This is a genomic window from Lysinibacillus parviboronicapiens (assembly GCF_003049605.2).
GTDB lineage: Bacteria > Bacillota > Bacilli > Bacillales_A > Planococcaceae > Lysinibacillus > Lysinibacillus parviboronicapiens.
In genome coordinates this window covers 4,129,707-4,148,174 of record NZ_CP073713.1, presented here as the reverse complement: position 1 = coordinate 4,148,174, position 18,468 = coordinate 4,129,707, and the positions used below count along the sequence as shown (strand labels likewise).

The 18,468-nt window shown below is 38.4% G+C and carries 18 protein-coding genes; 14 read left to right on the top strand and 4 right to left on the bottom strand.

From position 1 onward, the window contains the following. Positions 1-2 precede the first annotated feature (2 nt). The 12 genes from C9J31_RS20120 to C9J31_RS20065 all read left to right on the top strand — a co-directional run bounded on the left by C9J31_RS20120 (position 3) and on the right by C9J31_RS20065 (position 13,487). Positions 3-1,616 (top strand): ABC transporter substrate-binding protein, encoded by a 1,614-nt coding sequence (locus C9J31_RS20120; RefSeq protein WP_107924663.1) that lies wholly within the window; start codon positions 3-5, stop codon positions 1,614-1,616. A 249-nt stretch (positions 1,617-1,865) separates the two neighbouring features. Next, positions 1,866-2,870 (top strand): ABC transporter permease, encoded by a 1,005-nt coding sequence (locus tag C9J31_RS20115; RefSeq protein WP_054767680.1) that lies wholly within the window; start codon positions 1,866-1,868, stop codon positions 2,868-2,870. A 15-nt stretch (positions 2,871-2,885) separates the two neighbouring features. Next, positions 2,886-3,773 carry a nickel transporter permease gene (gene nikC / locus C9J31_RS20110; RefSeq protein WP_107950103.1) on the top strand — a complete coding sequence of 296 codons (888 nt, stop codon included), beginning with the start codon at positions 2,886-2,888 and terminating at the stop codon, positions 3,771-3,773. Between the two features lie 319 nt (positions 3,774-4,092). Further along, positions 4,093-4,713, top strand: coding sequence for a TerD family protein (locus C9J31_RS20105; protein ID WP_054767681.1), 621 nt, complete (start codon positions 4,093-4,095; stop codon positions 4,711-4,713). A 101-nt stretch (positions 4,714-4,814) separates the two neighbouring features. Beyond that, complete coding sequence (locus C9J31_RS20100) at positions 4,815-5,396, top strand: TerD family protein (RefSeq protein WP_054767682.1); 582 nt, start codon at positions 4,815-4,817, stop codon at positions 5,394-5,396. Positions 5,397-5,420: 24 nt separating this feature from the next. Continuing rightward, on the top strand, positions 5,421-5,996 hold the full coding sequence (locus C9J31_RS20095) for a TerD family protein (protein ID WP_107924661.1): 576 nt from the start codon (positions 5,421-5,423) through the stop codon (positions 5,994-5,996). A gap of 309 nt (positions 5,997-6,305) precedes the next feature. Next, on the top strand, positions 6,306-7,523 hold the full coding sequence (locus C9J31_RS20090; RefSeq protein WP_107950105.1) for an HpcH/HpaI aldolase/citrate lyase family protein: 1,218 nt from the start codon (positions 6,306-6,308) through the stop codon (positions 7,521-7,523). After that, positions 7,480-8,841: a phosphoribosyltransferase family protein gene (locus C9J31_RS20085; RefSeq protein WP_107950107.1), complete on the top strand. Its 1,362-nt coding sequence runs from the start codon at positions 7,480-7,482 to the stop codon at positions 8,839-8,841. Before C9J31_RS20090 ends, C9J31_RS20085 begins: the two co-directional genes overlap by 44 nt. Further along, entirely contained in the window at positions 8,841-9,941 is a 1,101-nt protein-coding gene (locus C9J31_RS20080) for a cysteine protease StiP family protein (protein ID WP_107950108.1), read from the top strand. The genes C9J31_RS20085 and C9J31_RS20080 overlap by 1 nt, the downstream gene beginning before the upstream one ends. Before the next feature lie 12 nt (positions 9,942-9,953). Then, a complete protein-coding gene (locus C9J31_RS20075) occupies positions 9,954-10,766 on the top strand; it encodes an HAD family hydrolase (protein ID WP_107950110.1) in 813 nt (270 codons plus the stop codon). A gap of 26 nt (positions 10,767-10,792) precedes the next feature. Then, positions 10,793-12,424, top strand: a complete 1,632-nt coding sequence (locus C9J31_RS20070) for a YceG family protein (RefSeq protein WP_107950112.1) — start codon at positions 10,793-10,795, stop codon at positions 12,422-12,424. A gap of 22 nt (positions 12,425-12,446) precedes the next feature. Further along, positions 12,447-13,487 carry a toxic anion resistance protein gene (locus tag C9J31_RS20065; protein WP_107950114.1) on the top strand — a complete coding sequence of 347 codons (1,041 nt, stop codon included), beginning with the start codon at positions 12,447-12,449 and terminating at the stop codon, positions 13,485-13,487. Between the two features lie 136 nt (positions 13,488-13,623). On the opposite strand, the gene C9J31_RS24175 is transcribed toward C9J31_RS20065, so the two are convergent. The 4 genes from C9J31_RS24175 to C9J31_RS20050 form a co-directional block, all read right to left on the bottom strand. Beyond that, positions 13,624-13,830, bottom strand: a complete 207-nt coding sequence (locus C9J31_RS24175) for a hypothetical protein (RefSeq protein WP_338016363.1) — start codon at positions 13,828-13,830, stop codon at positions 13,624-13,626. Next, a complete protein-coding gene (locus C9J31_RS20060) occupies positions 13,827-14,255 on the bottom strand; it encodes a TerD family protein (RefSeq protein WP_338016364.1) in 429 nt (142 codons plus the stop codon). Before C9J31_RS20060 ends, C9J31_RS24175 begins: the two co-directional genes overlap by 4 nt. Before the next feature lie 124 nt (positions 14,256-14,379). Then, positions 14,380-15,468, bottom strand: a complete 1,089-nt coding sequence (locus C9J31_RS20055) for an FUSC family protein (RefSeq protein WP_107924653.1) — start codon at positions 15,466-15,468, stop codon at positions 14,380-14,382. Between the two features lie 142 nt (positions 15,469-15,610). Further along, entirely contained in the window at positions 15,611-16,897 is a 1,287-nt protein-coding gene (locus tag C9J31_RS20050) for a glutamate-1-semialdehyde 2,1-aminomutase (RefSeq protein WP_107950116.1), read from the bottom strand. A gap of 129 nt (positions 16,898-17,026) precedes the next feature. On the opposite strand from C9J31_RS20050, the gene bcp reads away from it, so the two are divergent. Beyond that, on the top strand, positions 17,027-17,503 hold the full coding sequence (bcp, locus tag C9J31_RS20045) for a thioredoxin-dependent thiol peroxidase (RefSeq protein ID WP_107950118.1): 477 nt from the start codon (positions 17,027-17,029) through the stop codon (positions 17,501-17,503). Then, positions 17,500-18,444 carry a D-2-hydroxyacid dehydrogenase gene (locus tag C9J31_RS20040; RefSeq protein WP_107950120.1) on the top strand — a complete coding sequence of 315 codons (945 nt, stop codon included), beginning with the start codon at positions 17,500-17,502 and terminating at the stop codon, positions 18,442-18,444. The genes bcp and C9J31_RS20040 overlap by 4 nt, the downstream gene beginning before the upstream one ends. The last annotated feature ends 24 nt before the right edge of the window (positions 18,445-18,468 follow it).

The window sequence follows — 18,468 nt, the reverse complement described above, 5'->3', positions numbered from 1 at the left end:
TAATGAATAAAAAGAAGCTTTGGTCATTAGGCGTAATGCTGATCCTGGTTCTCTCGACAATCTTAGCTGCATGTGGCGCAGATAACAAGGATACGGGTTCTAAAGATACGCCAGCAGGTGGAGACTCAGCCGACAGTGGCGGGGCTAAAACATTAGTATACGGACGTGGAGGTGACTCTGTCGCTCTAGATCCAGCTGTAGTAACTGATGGTGAATCATTCACAGTTACGGCCAACATATATGAAACACTTGTTAACTTTGGTGAGCAAGATGTAACGATTCATCCAGGTTTAGCAAAATCGTGGGAGCCATCAGAAGACGGTTTAACATACACATTCCAATTACAGGAAGGTGTAAAATTCCATGATGGTACGGACTTTAACGCAGAAGCAGTTGTGAAAAATGTAGAGCGTTGGAAGGCTGGCGGCGATAAGCACCCTTACTTTAGCTCTCAATTTGTGGTGGGTGACAAGCAAATAATAGACTCAGTAACTGCTGAGGGTGATTACACAGTTGTTTTCAAGTTAAGCCAACCACAGGCACCATTCCTAAAAAACTTAGCAATGTCTCCATTTGCAATTGCTTCTCCAACAGCATTTGAAGCAAATGAAGAAGGATTATCTACAGACCCTATAGGTACAGGTCCATTCAAATTTGTGGAATGGAAGCGTAATGAATCGATTACAATCGAGAAAAACCCCGATTATTATATTGCTGGTTTTCCGAAGTTAGATAAAGTGATTTACCGTTCAATTCCCGATAACTCTGCACGTTTAAATGATTTAAATACAGGGGGAATTGATGTAGCGGACGGCTTAAGCCCATCTGATAAAGCATCAATCGAAGCAAATGCAGATTTACAATTAATTGAACGCCCATCGATGAATGTTGGTTATCTTGGATTAACTGTAACTCGTGCACCATTTGATAATGTGAAAGTGCGTCAAGCAGTCAATCACGCAATTGATAAGCAAGCTTTAGTAGATGCATTCTATGAAGGATTAGCTGAGCCAGCGAAAAACCCAATGCCTCCAGTTATCTCAGGCTATAACGATGGTATTACTGGTTATGAATATGATCCAGAAAAAGCAAAAGCATTATTAGCTGAAGCTGGCTATGATGGCAAGGAAATTGAACTATGGGCTATGCCTGTACCACGTCCATACATGCCAGATGGTCAAAAAGTGGCAGAGGCAATTCAAAAGAATTTAGCAGATGTAGGCATTCCATCGAAAATCGTTACATTTGAATGGGCTACTTATTTAGAGAAAGCTCAAAACGGAGAGGCAGATGCGTTTTTACTTGGTTGGACAGGTGATAACGGAGATGCAGATAACTTCCTTTACACATTATTAGATGGGGACAATATTGGCTCTAATAACTATACATTCTACGACAATCCAAAACTTCATGAAGTGTTTGTAGCTGCTCAAACAGAGATCGATGAAGACAAGCGTAATGAGCTCTACAAGCAAGCACAAGAAATGATTTTTGCAGATGCACCTTGGGTTCCACTAGCGCACTCAACTCCTATTTTAGCTGCAAATACAAAAGTGACGAACTACATTGCACATCCAACAGGTTCTGACCGTTTAGACGCAGTAGATATAAAATAAACGTAGTAGGATTTAGGATGTCGCTTAATCATAGTGACATAACAAGCTTTTTACAGCTGTAGGCTTTGTCTATCGTTGTAGAAACGGGTTGTGACTATGTTTGTCACAACCCGTTTTTCTGTATGAAAGAACAATCATCTAAACGTCATAACCGTTTGGTGAAGGCAGGCCCTTTCTACAGTATGTGTATAGACTTCGATGCTTTTCATGGCAAAAGTATAATTAGAAAATAATAGAGAGGTGAAGAAGATGCTTCACTATATGGGGAGACGTTTATTTCAATTAATCCCAGTTTTGCTTGGAATGTCTTTTATCGTCTTCATGTTAATTCGCGCAATTCCTGGTAATCCAGCACAAGTCATATTAGGACAACAGGCGACGAAAGAGGCGGTCGAAGCATTAAACGCAAGTTTAGGATTAGATAAGCCATGGTATACGCAATATTTTAGCTATTTGGGTGGCGTTTTGCAGGGAGATTTAGGTGTCTCATTGCGTACGAAACTTCCGGTATCTGAGGAAATCTTTCCGTATTTAGCAGCAACAGCGGAGCTAGCCTTATTTGCGATAATCATTGCAGTCATTGTTGGAGTGAATGCCGGTATTATTTCTGCGTGGTTCCAAAATTCGTGGTTTGACTATCTGGCAATGGTAATCGCGTTAATCGGTGTATCTGTACCGGTGTTTTGGTTAGGCCTGATGGAACAATGGGCATTTAGCATTAAGTTAGGCTGGTTTCCGACTTCCGGGCGTGAAGATGTTCGAGATCCTATCACCGCCATCACCCATTTTTATTTACTTGATACACTCATTCAAGGACGTTTCGATCAATTTATTGAGGTATTAAAGCGATTAGTATTACCTGGGTTGGCGCTCGCAACAATACCAATGGCTATTATTGCCCGTATGACTCGTTCATCTATGCTTGAAGTCATGCGCTCTGATTATGTACGTACGGCTAGAGCAAAGGGACAAAAGATGTTTATTGTTGTCTATAAACATGCACTGAAGAATGCTATTATTCCAGTGTTAACAGTCATCGGTTTGCAAACTGGTTTACTCCTAGGAGGTGCCATTTTAACAGAAACAATTTTCAGTTGGCCAGGAATCGGACGTTATATTTATGAAGCAATTGGCTTCCGTGATTATCCTGTTATTCAATCAGGAATTTTAGTTATCGCTTTTATTTTCATCATGATTAACTTAATCGTGGATTTATTGTACACAGTAATCGATCCGCGGATTAAATATAAATAGGGAGGAGCTGCGGTTATGGCTGGAACAGCAGATATAAGAAAAGAAGCAGCACAAAATCGTGCGGTAGGTCCTTGGAAAGAAGGCTGGCGTAGCTTTAAAAAGAGTAAAATCTCCCTAGCAGGCGCGGGCATTGTCATATTTTTTATTGTGCTTGCAGTATTTGGTCCACTGATTGCTCCGCAAGGCATTAATGAGCAGGATTTAACGAAAAGATTACTAGCGCCATCAAGTGAACATTGGTTTGGGACAGATGATTTTGGACGTGATATTTTTTCTCGTATTATCCACGGTGCACGTATTTCATTGTGGGTTGGCTTTTTTTCAGTTATTCTATCAGTTGTCGTAGGGAGTTTACTTGGAATTATTGCAGGCTATTATGGGAAATGGGTTGATACTATTATTTCACGCGTTTTTGATATTATGCTAGCATTTCCTAGTATTTTACTTGCTATCGCTGTCGTAGCTGTACTTGGGCCGTCACTACAAAATGCATTGATAGCGATTGCGATTATAAACATTCCAAACTTCGGACGTTTAATCCGCTCGAAAGTACTAAGTGTAAAAGAAGAGGAGTATATTGTCGCTGCAAAAGCAATTGGCATGCGTGATATACGCATTCTATTTTCGCATATTTTACCAAACTCGATGACGCCTGTTATCGTGCAAGGTACGCTGGCCATTGCAACAGCTATTATTGAAGCAGCAGCATTAGGTTTTCTTGGGTTAGGTGCCCAAGCACCAGCACCAGAGTGGGGAAAAATGCTAGCGGATGCACGTATCTATTTATTGAATGCTCCGTGGACAATGATTTTCCCAGGTCTCGCTATTATGTTAACGGTACTAGGCTTTAACCTAATGGGCGATGGATTACGTGATGCACTCGATCCGAAGATGAAAAGCTAACAAAAGTGAAAGAAGTCTTCTTATTTTATAAAAAATAGAAGGCTTTTTTTATGTTATGAATAGAACGATTTAGTTAGTATACTGTTACTTTTTACAATAATTGTTAATAATGTTAAATGAATTAAACCTTTTTGGGGCCATTAATTGAATTTTTTGTCATGTTATTTTAGACTTGAGATAGGCTGAATTTATCTTTATAGGAGTAGTGTAAATTTGGATGGTACTTTTATAAACGTATAGGGTTTGCGTTTCATGCTAAATAAGAATTTACATACGTTTTCAGCTGGAAACGCATTCAAGGTATAGGAGGATGTTGATAGTGGGAATTAATTTACAAAAAGGACAACGTGTCGATTTAACAAAAGGTAATGCTGGTTTAAATAAAATTAAAGTTGGTTTGGGCTGGGATCCAGTAAGCCAAACAAAAAGTGGTGGATTCCTAGGGGGTTTATTTTCTAGTGGAGGCAGCGGCGGTAGCGGTAAAAATGTGGACTGTGATGCCTCTGTATTAATGCTCCAAAATGATAAATTAGTAGGAAACGATGATGTAATTTATTTTGGCAAATTATCAAGTAATTGCGGTTCTATCCGACATTCAGGTGATAATTTAACAGGTGATGGCGATGGTGATGATGAAGTTATTACAATCGAGCTAGGAGCAATACCAGCACAATACGATAAAATGGTATTTGTCGTTAATATATATGATGCAGCTGGGCGCAATCAACATTTTGGTATGATTCAAAATGCATATATTCGCGTGTATGATGACAAGACAGGAGCCGAACTAATTCGTTATAATTTAACTGATAACTATTCGAACTTAACGACGTTAGTGTGTGGTGAAATTTATCGCCATGGCAATGAGTGGAAGTTTGCGGCTGTTGGTAGTGGTACGAATGATATGAAACTTGGCGACGTAGCTCGTAGATATCAATAATTTCATCTTCATTCCGCAAGTTTTTATTGCGAAAGCGAAATGACAGATATAGTTATGCATTGAAATAGCAATGAACACTAAAAACTAGGAGGACTATAAAAATGGGTATTTCATTACAAAAAGGTCAAAAAGTTGATTTAACAAAAACTAATCCAGGGTTAACAAATGTTATTGTAGGTTTAGGTTGGGACACAAATAAATATGATGGCGGCAATGATTTTGACCTTGATTCATCTGTGTTTTTACTTGCTGATACAGGGAAAGTAGCAGACCAAAATGATTTTATCTTCTATAACAATACTATTGGGGGTAACGGCTCTGTTGAACATTCAGGAGATAATTTAACAGGCGTTGGTGACGGCGATGATGAGGTTGTAAAGGTTGCATTGACACAAATTCCTGCACATGTTCAACGACTTGCCTTTACTGTGACAATCCATGATGCAGATGCACGTAACCAAAACTTTGGTATGGTCTCTAATGCCTTTATTCGTATTGTCAATGCGGCAACAAATGAAGAAGTCATCCGCTATGATTTAGGAGAAGATTTCAGTATTGAAACAGCTGTAGTAGTAGGCGAGTTATATCGTCATAATGGAGAATGGAAATTCAACGCAGTTGGAGCAGGTTATCAAGGTGGTTTAGCTGCACTTTGCAGTGACTACGGATTAAACGTAAATTAATACAATGGAAGGGAGATTTTCTAATTGGGTATTCAGTTAAGTAAAGGGCAACGCATTGATTTAATGAAGCAAGATCCAGGCTTAAATAATGTAGGTATCGGTTTAGGTTGGGATGTGAAACAATTTGATGGTGGAAATGACTTTGACTTAGATGCCTCTGTATTTTTACTTGATGCATCTGGAAAATGTCGTAATGAGCAAGATTTTATCTTCTACAATAATTTAACAAGTTCAGACCAATCTGTCGTGCACACAGGTGATAACCGTACGGGTGTGGGTGATGGGGATGACGAAAAAATTCTTGTAAACTTAAAACAAGTATCTCCTCAAATTGATAAAATAGTAGTGACCGTGACAATTTATGATGCGGAAGGGCGCCATCAAAACTTCGGACAAGTATTAAATGCTTATGTGCGTTTAACGAATGAAGAATCAGGTTCAGAAGTCCTGCGCTATGATTTAGGGGAAGATTTCAGTATTGAAACAGCGGTCGTATTCTGTGAATTATACCGTCACAACGGCGAGTGGAAATTTGCAGCAGTTGGCTCAGGTTATCAAGGTGGGCTTGGTGCGTTAGTGAGTGCATACGGCTTACAATAAAATATAGTAAAGAATTTTGGCAAATGTATAGATTTTGAATGGGGCATGAATCATTCAAAATCTATACTGTCCTTAACCTGTTAAAAGGCGTAGCGAGATACCTAGAAATATTTGATGCCGCTTTGGGTTTCTGCTTACTACACGAAGTTTTCTTCGTTATTTTAATCGTAGCATTTTTACTAACTTTTGTTCTACATAAGTTGAATAAGAAAGCAACGTAACTAAAGGCACTGTATTGGTCTGTAAAAAGCAGGCTAATCCAGTGCCTTTTTCCGCAATGATAATTCTTTTGATGAAGGAGAGAAGTAGATGCAACATTTTGCAACGGAGACGGAGACTATTTTTTATAAAAAGCCACAACCTTTTACAAAATTGGATAACCCAAATATTTTATCCTACACATTAGGTGCTACTTTATATATGCCGGCATCGATGCCTAATATTTCAGATATGGTGCAATCTCAGAAATATAAAGATTTGACTTCGTTTGTCATCGATTTAGAAGATGCTGTTGGAGATGCGGAGTTAGTGCAATGTGAAGAAAAATTAATAGCGGATATTCGCACGCTCTATACACTTTATGAAAATAATGAAATCCAACTTCAACAATTACCGCTTATATTTATTCGTGTACGCAGTGTCGAGCAATTTTCATTTTTAACATCTGTCTTAGGAAAATATCAAGAAGTACTAACAGGCTATGTATTTCCTAAATTTTCTGCTGTGCAAGGAGCTGCTTATTTTAATTTGCTTGAACAAACAATTCAACAGCATCAACTTAAGCTATTTGGCATGCCGATTTTGGAAAGTCGTGATATTTTGCATAAGGAATCCCGTATGGAAACATTGTTTGCAATTAAGGAAGTGCTTCATCAATACAGAGAACGCGTATTAAATGTTCGCATTGGTGCGACTGATTTTTGTGGGATTTACGGTATACGTCGGCGTGTAGACTCGACGATTTACGATATAGCGGTTATTCGAGATTGCATTGCAGACATTGTCAATGTGTTAGGTCGCGAGGAAGACGGTTTTGTTATTTCTGGGCCTGTATGGGAATATTTCAGTAATCAGCGTGTGTTGAAGCCAGCTTTGAGAGTGACACCGTTTAGTGAAAAAGGAGCACTACACGCACGACAGGCATTACTCGATGATTATTTAGATGGTTTGATTAAGGAAGTCTTAATGGACAGACAAAATGGAATTTTAGGTAAAACGATTATTCATCCTAGTCATATACGTGTTGTCCATGCGCTTTATGTAGTTTCGTACGAAGAATATTTAGATGCACTGAGCATTGTAGAGCAAAATGATGGTCAAAAAGGTGTGATAAAAAGTCATTATGCTAATAAAATGAATGAAATGAAGCCTCATACGAGGTGGGCGCAACAAATTTTACGCCAAGCACATGTATATGGTGTATACAACGAATCTGTAGATTTCGCGTCCCTTTTATTGAATACTGAAGCAGGGGGAAGTATGGATGCCACAACTGAAGAGCAAGTTGAATATTTTTCAGGACTATGAAATTGAAATTTCGATTACGAATAATCCGTATGATTTTGCCATAACAGATTTGTTTAAAATGGCAACGCGTATTAATAAAAAAAGACAATTTTTATTTGTCAGTACCGTTCTTGGCAAACATTTAGCAGTGCGACCGCAAGTACCAATTCTTACTGGAACATTGCTGGCAATGATGTATCATGAGAAGCTTGTTGGTGAGGAAGCATTATTACTGCCAACTATTGTACAGGCACTTAAGGAACAGCAACATGTGCAAGAAATATTACAACAAGTAGAAGCAAAACCCCTTGAGCTCTTAGAGGAAACATTGTTTATAGGTTTCGCAGAAACAGCTACAGCGCTTGGTCATGCCGTATTTAATGCTTTTGGGTCAAGGGCGATGTATATTCATACTACACGTGAATTTTTACCTGAACTTGAACCATTTGTAACTTTTGAAGAAGAGCATTCACATGCAACGAGTCATCGCGTTTATTGTGAGCAACCAGATAAGTTACTTCAAGCCAAACGTATCGTGTTAATAGATGATGAGATTACAACTGGAAATACAGTGGTGAATATAATTGAAACACTGCGACAAAAATTTCCGGATGTTAAGCATTATTCAGTGTTATCTATTTTAGATTGGCGTTCAGCCCAGCAGCATGAAGTCTTTCAACAAATGGAAAAGAAGTGGGATGTAACGATTGATTTTGTAGCAATGATGGGCGGACAATTTAGTTGTAGTGGAGAACCGTATTTATCTAGCAAACAAGTTGGGATCACTACACAAGAGGTTCAAGATCTGACTATCCTATCACCAAAGGATTGTATTGAACAAAAATATTATCGTTCAATTGCGGAAAACGGAATTGATAATAAAGCGCCCTATATGCTAGCAACAGGAAGATTTATGTTAACAACTGAACAGCAGGCAGTACAAAAGAATACAATAAAGAGGATTGCCCAGCAGTTAAAAAAGCTTAGATCAGGTGGTCCAGCACTTGTTATTGGTACAGGTGAATTTATGTATGTTCCGATGCAAATAGCTAGTTACTTAGGCGAGGACGTCTATATTCAATCGACAACTCGTAGCCCGATTTATTGTGCACATGATACAGGCTATACAATTACTGAGAAAATAGCATTTGAATGTCCTGAAAATAATGGAGTTGAAAACTATTTATACAATGTACAAAGTCATCCTTATTCGGAACTTTTTCTTGTCGTAGAACGTATAGCAAATAAAGAAGTAATTGCACGAGTTGTACATGCACTGCAATCTGTAAGTGACGCAAACATTTATGTGATCTGTATGCATGAATTGGAGGGGGAATAATGCGATTAGTCATGCAACCCGATAAAATGGGGAGTTATTCATCTGAGGATGTTGTTTTTTTACTACGAGATATTAGTAATATAAAACTCGAGTTAACCAATGAAAAACGTGAGCGTCTGATTCAATCGGGCACACATTATTCTGAAATGCTGCCAGTTGAATATCACCCATCAGATGCTTATATGGCACTTTTTTATAAAACGTTAGATGATTATGCACAACGCATTGCAATAGCTGTTGGGATTGTGGCGGAACAAATTGTAGCGCGCCAAGGATTAAAGCATTTAGTGCTCGTTAGTTTAGCAAGAGCAGGCACACCAATCGGTATTTTGATTAAGCGGTATATTAAAATGCGTTATAACGTCGGAGTGCCCCATTACACGATTTCAATACTGCGTGGCCGTGGAATTGATGAGACAGCCATTCGTTATATCTTTTCAGAGCATCCTTTGGCAGCCATTCAATTTATTGATGGCTGGACTGGAAAAGGAGCTATCACAAAGGAATTGCAACAATCCTGTGAGCTTTTCAATGCAAACAATGTACAACAATTGGATTCTACATTAGCTGTTTTAGCTGATCCTGGGCACTGTACGTCAATTTATGGAACACGCGAAGACTTTTTGATTCCCTCCGCTTGTTTAAATTCCACAGTGTCTGGGTTAGTGAGTCGCACCGTATTGAATTTGCAGTTTATGCAGGAACATGACTTTCATGGCGCTAAATATTATAAAGAGCTAGAGGATGTTGATGTATCAAACGTGTATATCGACCGTGTAAGTGCTTGTTTCAAACAAGTTCAACATGATGTCACGCAGCAAATTAGTGAGCAATCACAGTCTCCTGTTACATGGCAAGGCTTGAAATCCGTGCAGGCCATTCAACAGGATTTAGGGATTACCAATATTCATTTCGTAAAGCCTGGCGTTGGTGAAACGACGCGTGTGCTACTTCGCCGAATACCTTGGAAAATTTTAATTAATCCTAAATACATGAACGAACTTGAACACATCCTGTTATTAGCTAAGGAAAAGAATGTACCTATTGAAGAATATCCGAATATGTCGTATGCATGCTGCGGCTTAATAAAAGAAGTATAGAGGAGAGAATACATGCTACTATTTACATCGGATTTAGACCGTACCCTTATTTATTCAAAGCGGATGATGGCAAATTTCCCACCAATAACACCAACTGTCGGAGCAGAACGAAAAGACGGTGAAGTGATGAGCATGATGACGGAAGCGACAACGAAATTATTGCATCAGGTACATGATCAAACGTTATTCGTGCCGGTAACTACTCGTGCTTTGCATCAATATGAACGCATTCATGTAATAAATGAGTTATGTCCAACTTTTGCAATTACGAGTAATGGGGGTACAATACTAGAAAAGGGTCGTCCAAATGAAGCATGGGCAAAAACTTTACGTAAGCGTATTGAAGATTCCTCGATTCCAGATGCTGATATGTTGCGACGTTTTGATGGGATAAGATCCGACACTTGGCTTCAACAATCATTTTATGTTGATGAACTCTTTTATGTTTATTATGTAGACCTATCAATTTTAAGACAAGATGTTGTACAGGCAATCATTCAGGAGTTTGATGTGCTGGGTTGGTATGTACTTTTACAAGGAAGAAAATTATATTTTTTGCCGAAAGTGTTAACGAAGGAAGCGGCGATTGCCTATTTAAAAGAACATTGTACATATGATGTGCATGTAGCAGCGGGCGATTCCATTATGGACTACGGTATGCTCGCTATGGCAGATATTGGATTTACACCAGCACACGGTGATTTAAAAGATAAACAACCTCAAGTGCTCAAGAATACAATATATTCAGCTAATAGTGGTGAAGCGTTTACGCAAAGTTTACTGGAGGATGTTTTACGACTTGCAGCAAAACAACCAACTGTCTAAGACCATGTAAGGAGGTGACGTATTGTATGCAATCAATCACAATAGAATCAGTGTTGGAACGGGATCCTTATGATTGGCTACAAGCGTTTCAAGATTCACCGAAATTGCGTGCACTTTATGAGGTGACAGAGCAACAAATTCGTTTTAGTCGCATTGCCGTTCGAGTATTAGGTGTACCAATAGAAGAAGATGATTATTTTAACTCATTATATACATTGTCTCAAAATCCAAACGTGCATATTTTAAGTGAGGAATTAAATAAACATATTGAACAAAAGGATTTTCAGGCATTACAAAGTATTTTAGAGCAACACCAACAAACACCCAAAGGCTTGTCAATTAATCGACTAATTGCAATGATGTATGGCCATCAGCTTATTCCAAAGCATGATGACGTTACAATGAACCGTCATTTACAGTTGGCAACCATTCGCTTAGTGGAGCGTTTTCGTGACCAGCAATCACTTGGTTTACTAGCAAATGATTTTCGTCGCTTTTTAATTGATATGGTGAAGTGGCTAAAAAACCATTGGATACAATGGACGCAGACAATGAAGCCGACGGATGACTTTCCAAAGGTTGTTTGGTATGGCGAAACGACGATTAGTCAGCGATATTTCTTGTTATTGTTAATGGAACTAGGATGTGATGTGTTAATCTTCCACCCCGCTGCTATCGATGAATTTGCAGAAGTGGATATCACGAATATGTTTTCTATTACACACGTCTATGGCAGCCAAACAACATTACAGCCATTCCCCGATAAGCTTCGTGACCGTCAAGCAACTGTCGGCTATCGCTCCAGTCAACATTTTGAGCAGTTAATGCACGATCAACAATCCGGTGTATATCGACCATGGCAATTTAAAGATTTTATGCCCCGTTCTTTAACATTACGAATGACATATGACGATATTTTTATTTATGCAAATGAAAAGGCGATGGTACGTCCGAAATTTGAAGTCATAGGGAACGAAGTGGTGATTCCTGTTATTTTTGCAAAAATTAGCGGTGTAGCGAGTAGACGTGAAGAGTATTGGCATTATATGCATAAGCTACTTGCCAGTCCGCAAACCGTATTTGTGCAGGAGTTTCCATATGTGAAAGCGAGTAGAGCCAATTTCCATTTCCATTATAAGCACTGTCTAGTGAATGGAGAATTATCCACAGAGCGTATTTTGCAAAGTGACTGGTGGCAGTATGATGAATTGTCATTAGAACTTCAACAAGCAATTGCACATACCATCAAAACATCTTGTGAACAGCCACTCCTGAAACAACTACCAAACGAATCAAAGTATGATTTACAGTTATTTTTATTTAAACAGATGGCCATGATTCCAAAAGAAATCCTACGTCTATTGCAAAGCTTTGATTATGCACAGGAAGTACCTAAACTTGTGCTCTATCAAGCGCCTCAACAGCCTGCATTAGCCCGTGAAGACGTTGCTTTACTAGCGTTTTTAAATCGATTTGGTATTGATATTGTGTTTTATAACCCTACAGGCAAGTTAGATATGGAAAAGCATTTGCTAGAAGATACTTTTGATGGGCATCGTTTAGAACATATGGTATTTGATTTACAATACGAAGAACCAAAGCAGCAAAAGCCTGCGCCAGATAAGATGATTAAAAAATTGTTTAATCGCTTTTTTTGATGATTAGGAAAGGAGGCGCACCATGTCAAATGTACCCATTGCGCTTGATCAACTGACACCAGAAACAGCGGAAGTGACAAAGCTACAATTACGTCAACATGCCGAAGTACAGCAAATAGCAAATCGTATTAATATCAAGAATCAACTAGATTTAATGGCACTTGGTAAGGAACCTTCAACGAAGCTATCACGTTTTTCAGACCAAATTTTAAATATGATGGCGAAATCAAAAGTAAATGAATCAGGTGATTTGCTGAAGCAACTGGAAGCATTAATGATCAAATTTGATAAAAAGGAAGTTATCGAGCAGCAAAGTTTTTTTAGTAAGTTGTTTAAGCGTGCGCCCAAGAAAGATGAGGACTTGTTTGAGAAGTATAATTTGCTTGGTAGAGATATTGAGAAAATCCATTATCAATTTGTGCTAATGGAGGAAGCGTTAGCAAATGATAATCGTATGCTTGCGCGCCTATATCGTGAAGATTTGACTTATTATCTAGAAATTGAAAAATATATTGTAGCAGCAGAAATGAAATTAAACGAAGTGACAACAACGTTAATGCCGATGTATAAAAAGCAGAGTGAGGCAGGCAATCAAATTGCAAAAATGGAGTTAAATACATTGCAAACGATTACCGATATGCTGACACAAAAAATAGATGAACTAGAGAAATCCCGTATGGTTGCAATTTTAGCGGCTCCTCAAATAGAGATGATTCGGAATGGTAATAGTGCGTTAATAGAACAAATTAATAGTGCATTTATAACAACAATACCTGTCTTTAAAATGAGTATTATGAATGCAGTCAATGAGAAACGTCAAAAACTACAGAATGATTCCGCAGCGGCTTTTGAAAATCGCATGAAACAATTTGGGGGAGCCCATAACGATGTAGTGCAATTAAGCACGATGATGGCAAAACAACCTGAAAAGCCACAGACACTTGAAGAAATGTGGGATACAATTGTTTCTGGAATTTCTAATTATCGTAAGCTACGTGAAGAACATACGGAGCAGCGCATGAAAGCAGAGCAACAACTCATGGCATTGCGCAATGAAACCTAAAGAAAGCTGACACCTTTTAGAAAGTAAAATGGTGTCAGCTTTTATATGAGATACTTATTGAACTTACTACAAAGGGCAGTTGGATGACTACGCTAGCAAATATTTTGTTGGAAGTAAACGCATTTTAGTAATTAATCTATTTTCTTCCTGTACGCCAAGAGAGACCCCAATGATAGGCGTCATCCATATCTTTATGGCCGTTAAAATATTCAACAAGGCGCTCAACTTTAAATGTTTCGTTATTTACATTTTCTATCATGGCAATTGCACACATGTTTTTCCCATTACGATGTTCATTTAAACGAACTTCTACACTTGGTCCTGTTTCGTAATTAATCGTCAAATTCCATCTGCTTCAGACCAATTAGCTACGCCTTCATAAATAAAGGCATATACTAGCACCCGTTTAATATCCTTTACCTTATCTCCATTAATACGTAAGTTTTCGCCCCCGCTTACCATACCCGTGCGATCATCACCATCTAGTTCTACAAAGGGTGGAGAGTGCAACTTACCAAATGCATTTCCAAGAGCTTGGACGCAACTTTTTGAACCATCTGTTAATTCATATAAACAACCTAAGTCTAAGTCAATTCCGCTGCGTGCTTTAGTACCAAACAAAGATGATAAAAAACCGCCCGAAGGTTTAACAGATTGTTGATTCCAGTTTAAGTTGACTAGAATCTCTCCAATTCCTTGATGTTGAGATTTCGTTAAGTTGATGGATTGGCCTTTTTTTGTTAATTCAATTTTGCTTAAATTTACCATTTATTAACCCCCCTCAAACATAAAATTTATGATAATTATACTTTATTATCAAAATATTTACAAATTAATGGAAGAAGAACGAAAGAACGACAAACAGAATTACCTTCGTTTGTCGTTCTAAACATTAAATAAACTCTTCTTCTATTTCTAGATTAATTTCCTGACCGTGGTAGTTTTGATACGACACAATCAATGTATCTAAGTGCTCTAAGTTTTCCTCGTAATCTAAAATGCGTGATAAAATGTACAGGAGGTGATAGCTTGAAAATTCAGTATCTCCTTCTTCATGAGCGTATGAGACTTGTTTAATGAAAATCTCCATCAATTCATTGCGTTGGACATAATCAATATGCTTGCTCCATTCAGAATGCTCGGGTTTTAATTTGCCAGTGTACTTTAATAATAGCTGTTCATGATAGGTGAGGAGAAAATCTAATCGCTCCTGAATCATTAAATGGAACTGTGTTGGTAGATGGGCCAATTCATTTTCATGTTTATGCAAACGATGTAAGAGCTCCAAACTTTTCTTCGACGTTGTAATCATTTGGCGATACACAACAAGTTTTCTCACCTTGACGAACTTTTTATTTTTAATGTAATTGCGCTCTTCTTTATAAAAATCATACAATGTATCGACACGTAACATACGGTCTCTGAATTTATTTATGGCTGTTTTAGTAGATGTATGTTCGGAAGCCTGACGAACAGCGAGTCGTGTCCATCGTATAATATCATCTTGTAAAAAATAAATTTTTCGGAACAACTTCACTTCATATTTAGGTGGTAAGAAAAATAAATTGACGACAAAAGCTGCCAACACTCCGACTAAAATAGTTGAAAAGCGAATGATACCAAAAGTAATGAAATCATCGCCTTGTATCTCCATAATCGCTACTACTGTCACCAGAGCTAAAGACAATGATTTTTCAAGTTTAAATTTCAACATTAAACCAATTGTAATGACGACGGCAATTCCGATAGCTACAATATGGTGGCCAAATAGTAAACCAAAAATAACAGCAATCGTTGCACCAATTATATTTGCCTGTACTTGCTCGACAATGGTTTGATAGGAACGATAAATGGAAGGCTGAATCGCAAAAATTGCAGCAATTCCAGCAAATACTGGTGAAGGTAAATGTAACAATTCTGCAATAAACAATGCAAAGACAATTGCAACACCTGTTTTAAATACACGGGCACCTAATTTCATAGAAAATGGATGTCCTTTCTGTCTAAAATTTTTAAGCTTCTTTACATTATAGAAGGAAGTGCTTATAAAATACATAGATTTGTGTTTTGCTGAACGAAAAAGGCGACTCTCTATAGAAAGTCGCCTCCGTATTGTCATTTAATTATAATTTTGAAAATGCATAGTCTACAGCTTTTACTGTTTCACGAATATCTGCCTCTGTATGCTCTGTTGTTAAGAACCATGCTTCATATTTAGACGGTGCTAAGTTAATGCCCTGTTCTAACATTAATTTAAAGAAACGTCCGAAAATTTCCCCATCAGAGTTTTCAGCCTGGTCATAGTTTTCTACTTTGACATCTGTGAAGTAAATCGTAAGCGCACCTTTTAAACGATTTAACGTAATTGTTACATCATGCTTTTTAGCAGCAGCTAAAATACCTTCTTCTAAAATTGCACCTAGGCGGTCCATTTCATCATAAATTCCTGGTGTAGCCAATACTTCTAAACAAGCAATTCCTGCTTGCATTGATGCGGGATTACCCGCCATTGTACCCGCTTGATAGGCCGGACCGAGTGGAGCGACTGTATCCATAATTTCTTTGCGGCCACCGTAAGCGCCGATAGGTAAACCGCCACCTATTACTTTTCCTAATGCAGTAAGGTCAGGCGTTAAGCCAAGAAGATTTTGTGCGCCGCCGTAATGGAAGCGGAAGGCAGTAATAACTTCATCGTAAATTGTTAAAGCACCTTTTGCTGTTGCCGTTGCATGTACTAATTCTAAGAAGCCTGGATTTGGCTCTACAATTCCGAAATTCCCCACGATTGGTTCGATTAATATACCAGCAACCTGGTCGCCCCATTTGTCCATAGCATCTGTAAATGCTTGCGGATTATTAAATGGCACAGTAATCACTTCTTCAGCCGTTGCAGTAGTAACACCTGCTGAATCAGGTGTACCAAGTGTAGCAGGTCCAGAGCCGGCAGCCACTAATACTAAATCAAAGTGACCGTGATAGCAGCCAGCGAATTTCATAATTTTTGTACGACCTGTGTAAGCGCGCGCAACACGAATTGTTGTCATCACAGCTTCTGTTCCAGAGTTGTTAAAGCGTACTTTATCCATTGAAGGAATTGCTTCTTTTAGCATTTTAGCAAATGTTACTTCATATTCAGTAGGGGTACCGAATAATGTGCCGTTTTCAGCTGCATGTGTAATGGCTTTAGCGATATGTGGGTGACCATGACCTGTCACGAGTGGTCCGTATGCTGCTAGATAGTCGATATATCGGTTACCATCCACGTCCCAAAAATAAGCGCCTTTTCCACGAGCCATAGAGACAGGGGAACCCCCACCAACTGCTTTATAAGAACGTGAAGGGCTATTTACACCACCAACTATGTGCTGGAGCGCTTCTGCGTGTACTGTTTCAGATTTTGAGTGATTCATCATATTGCCTCCTAAGTAATTATACTTAATCTATTGTAGACCTATCAGTGTAAGAAATCCAAAGAAAATCAGGAATATGACTTGATTTGTTAGTTAGAGTAAAATAAGAAGTACTGAGGAGGAGATTGTATGACATTAATAGAAGGAAAAAAAGCACCTGATTTTTCACTCATAAATGAGAAAGGACAAAAGGTGCATTTAACAGATTTTAAAGGGCACAATGTTATCTTGTATTTTTATCCAAAAGATATGACGCCAGGTTGTACGACACAAGCTTGTGACTTCCGCGATAAGCATGAAGATTTTAGTCAGTTAAATGCAATTGTGTTGGGCGTTAGTCCAGATGATGTAAAGAAGCATACAAAGTTTATCGACAAGCATGGGTTGCCTTTCTCCCTCCTAGTGGACGAAGATCATGCAGTAGCAGAGGCTTATGGTGTATGGGTACTAAAGAAAATGTATGGACGAGAATATATGGGTATTGAGCGTTCAACATTTTTAATCGATATGGAAGGCAATCTTGTGAAGGCATGGCGTAAAGTACGCGTGAAAAACCATATTGAAGAAGTGTATGCATTTTTAGCAGAGCAGGAGGCAACGAAATGAGAATTTATTTTACGTTTGAGCCACGACAAGATTTACGTGAACCATTAGTAGAGGAGTTTCCGCAAGTTGATTTTGTTTTTCAAAGTGGTCTAACAACAGAAGAACTTCAAAAGGCAGATGTGGTGGTTACATATGGTGAAGATTTAAATGAAGAAAATTTACAATATGCAACTAAACTCAAATGGATTTTTGTTGCTTCAGCAGGTGTGGAAAAAATGCCTGCTCAAGCAATCATTGAGCGAGGGATTTTAGTATCAAATGTTCGAGGAATTCATAAAACACCTATGGCAGAGTCGATGCTTGCTCATATTTTAGCCATCAAGCGTGCATTGCCGTGGATGTATGAGCAACAAAAGAAATGTGAATGGTCAAAAAAAGGGAAACAAACCGAATTATGTGATAGCACGGCCTTAATTTTAGGACCAGGTGCAATTGGATCGGAAGTAGGTCGTTTACTTCACGCTTTTGGCGTGCAAACAATTGGCTGCAACCGTTCTGGCAAAATAGCTCCGCATATGGATGTTATGGTGAGCTTCGATAAACTTTTAGAAGCTTTACCTAAAGCGGATATTGTACTTTCTGTGTTACCTAAAACAAGGGAGACTACGCATTTATTGAAAGAAGAACATTTTAAAGTGATGAAAAAAAATGCTATTTTCATGAATTTTGGACGTGGCAACTTGGTGGATGAACAGGTGCTAATCCGAGCAATTAAAGCCGACGAGATTGGCTATGCAGTACTTGATGTATTTGAACAAGAACCACTTGCTGAGAATAGTCCGTTATGGACATTGCCGAATGTTATCGTATCACCACATGTATCAAGTCATTCATCTCGTTATGTAGAACGTAGCTTAAATATATTTAAGCCAAGCTTGGTAAAATGGCTTGACGGGGAAACGGATTTAGAAAATGTGATGGATCTGTCAAGAGGGTATTGAGTTGTAATTTTTCATAAGTAGAAT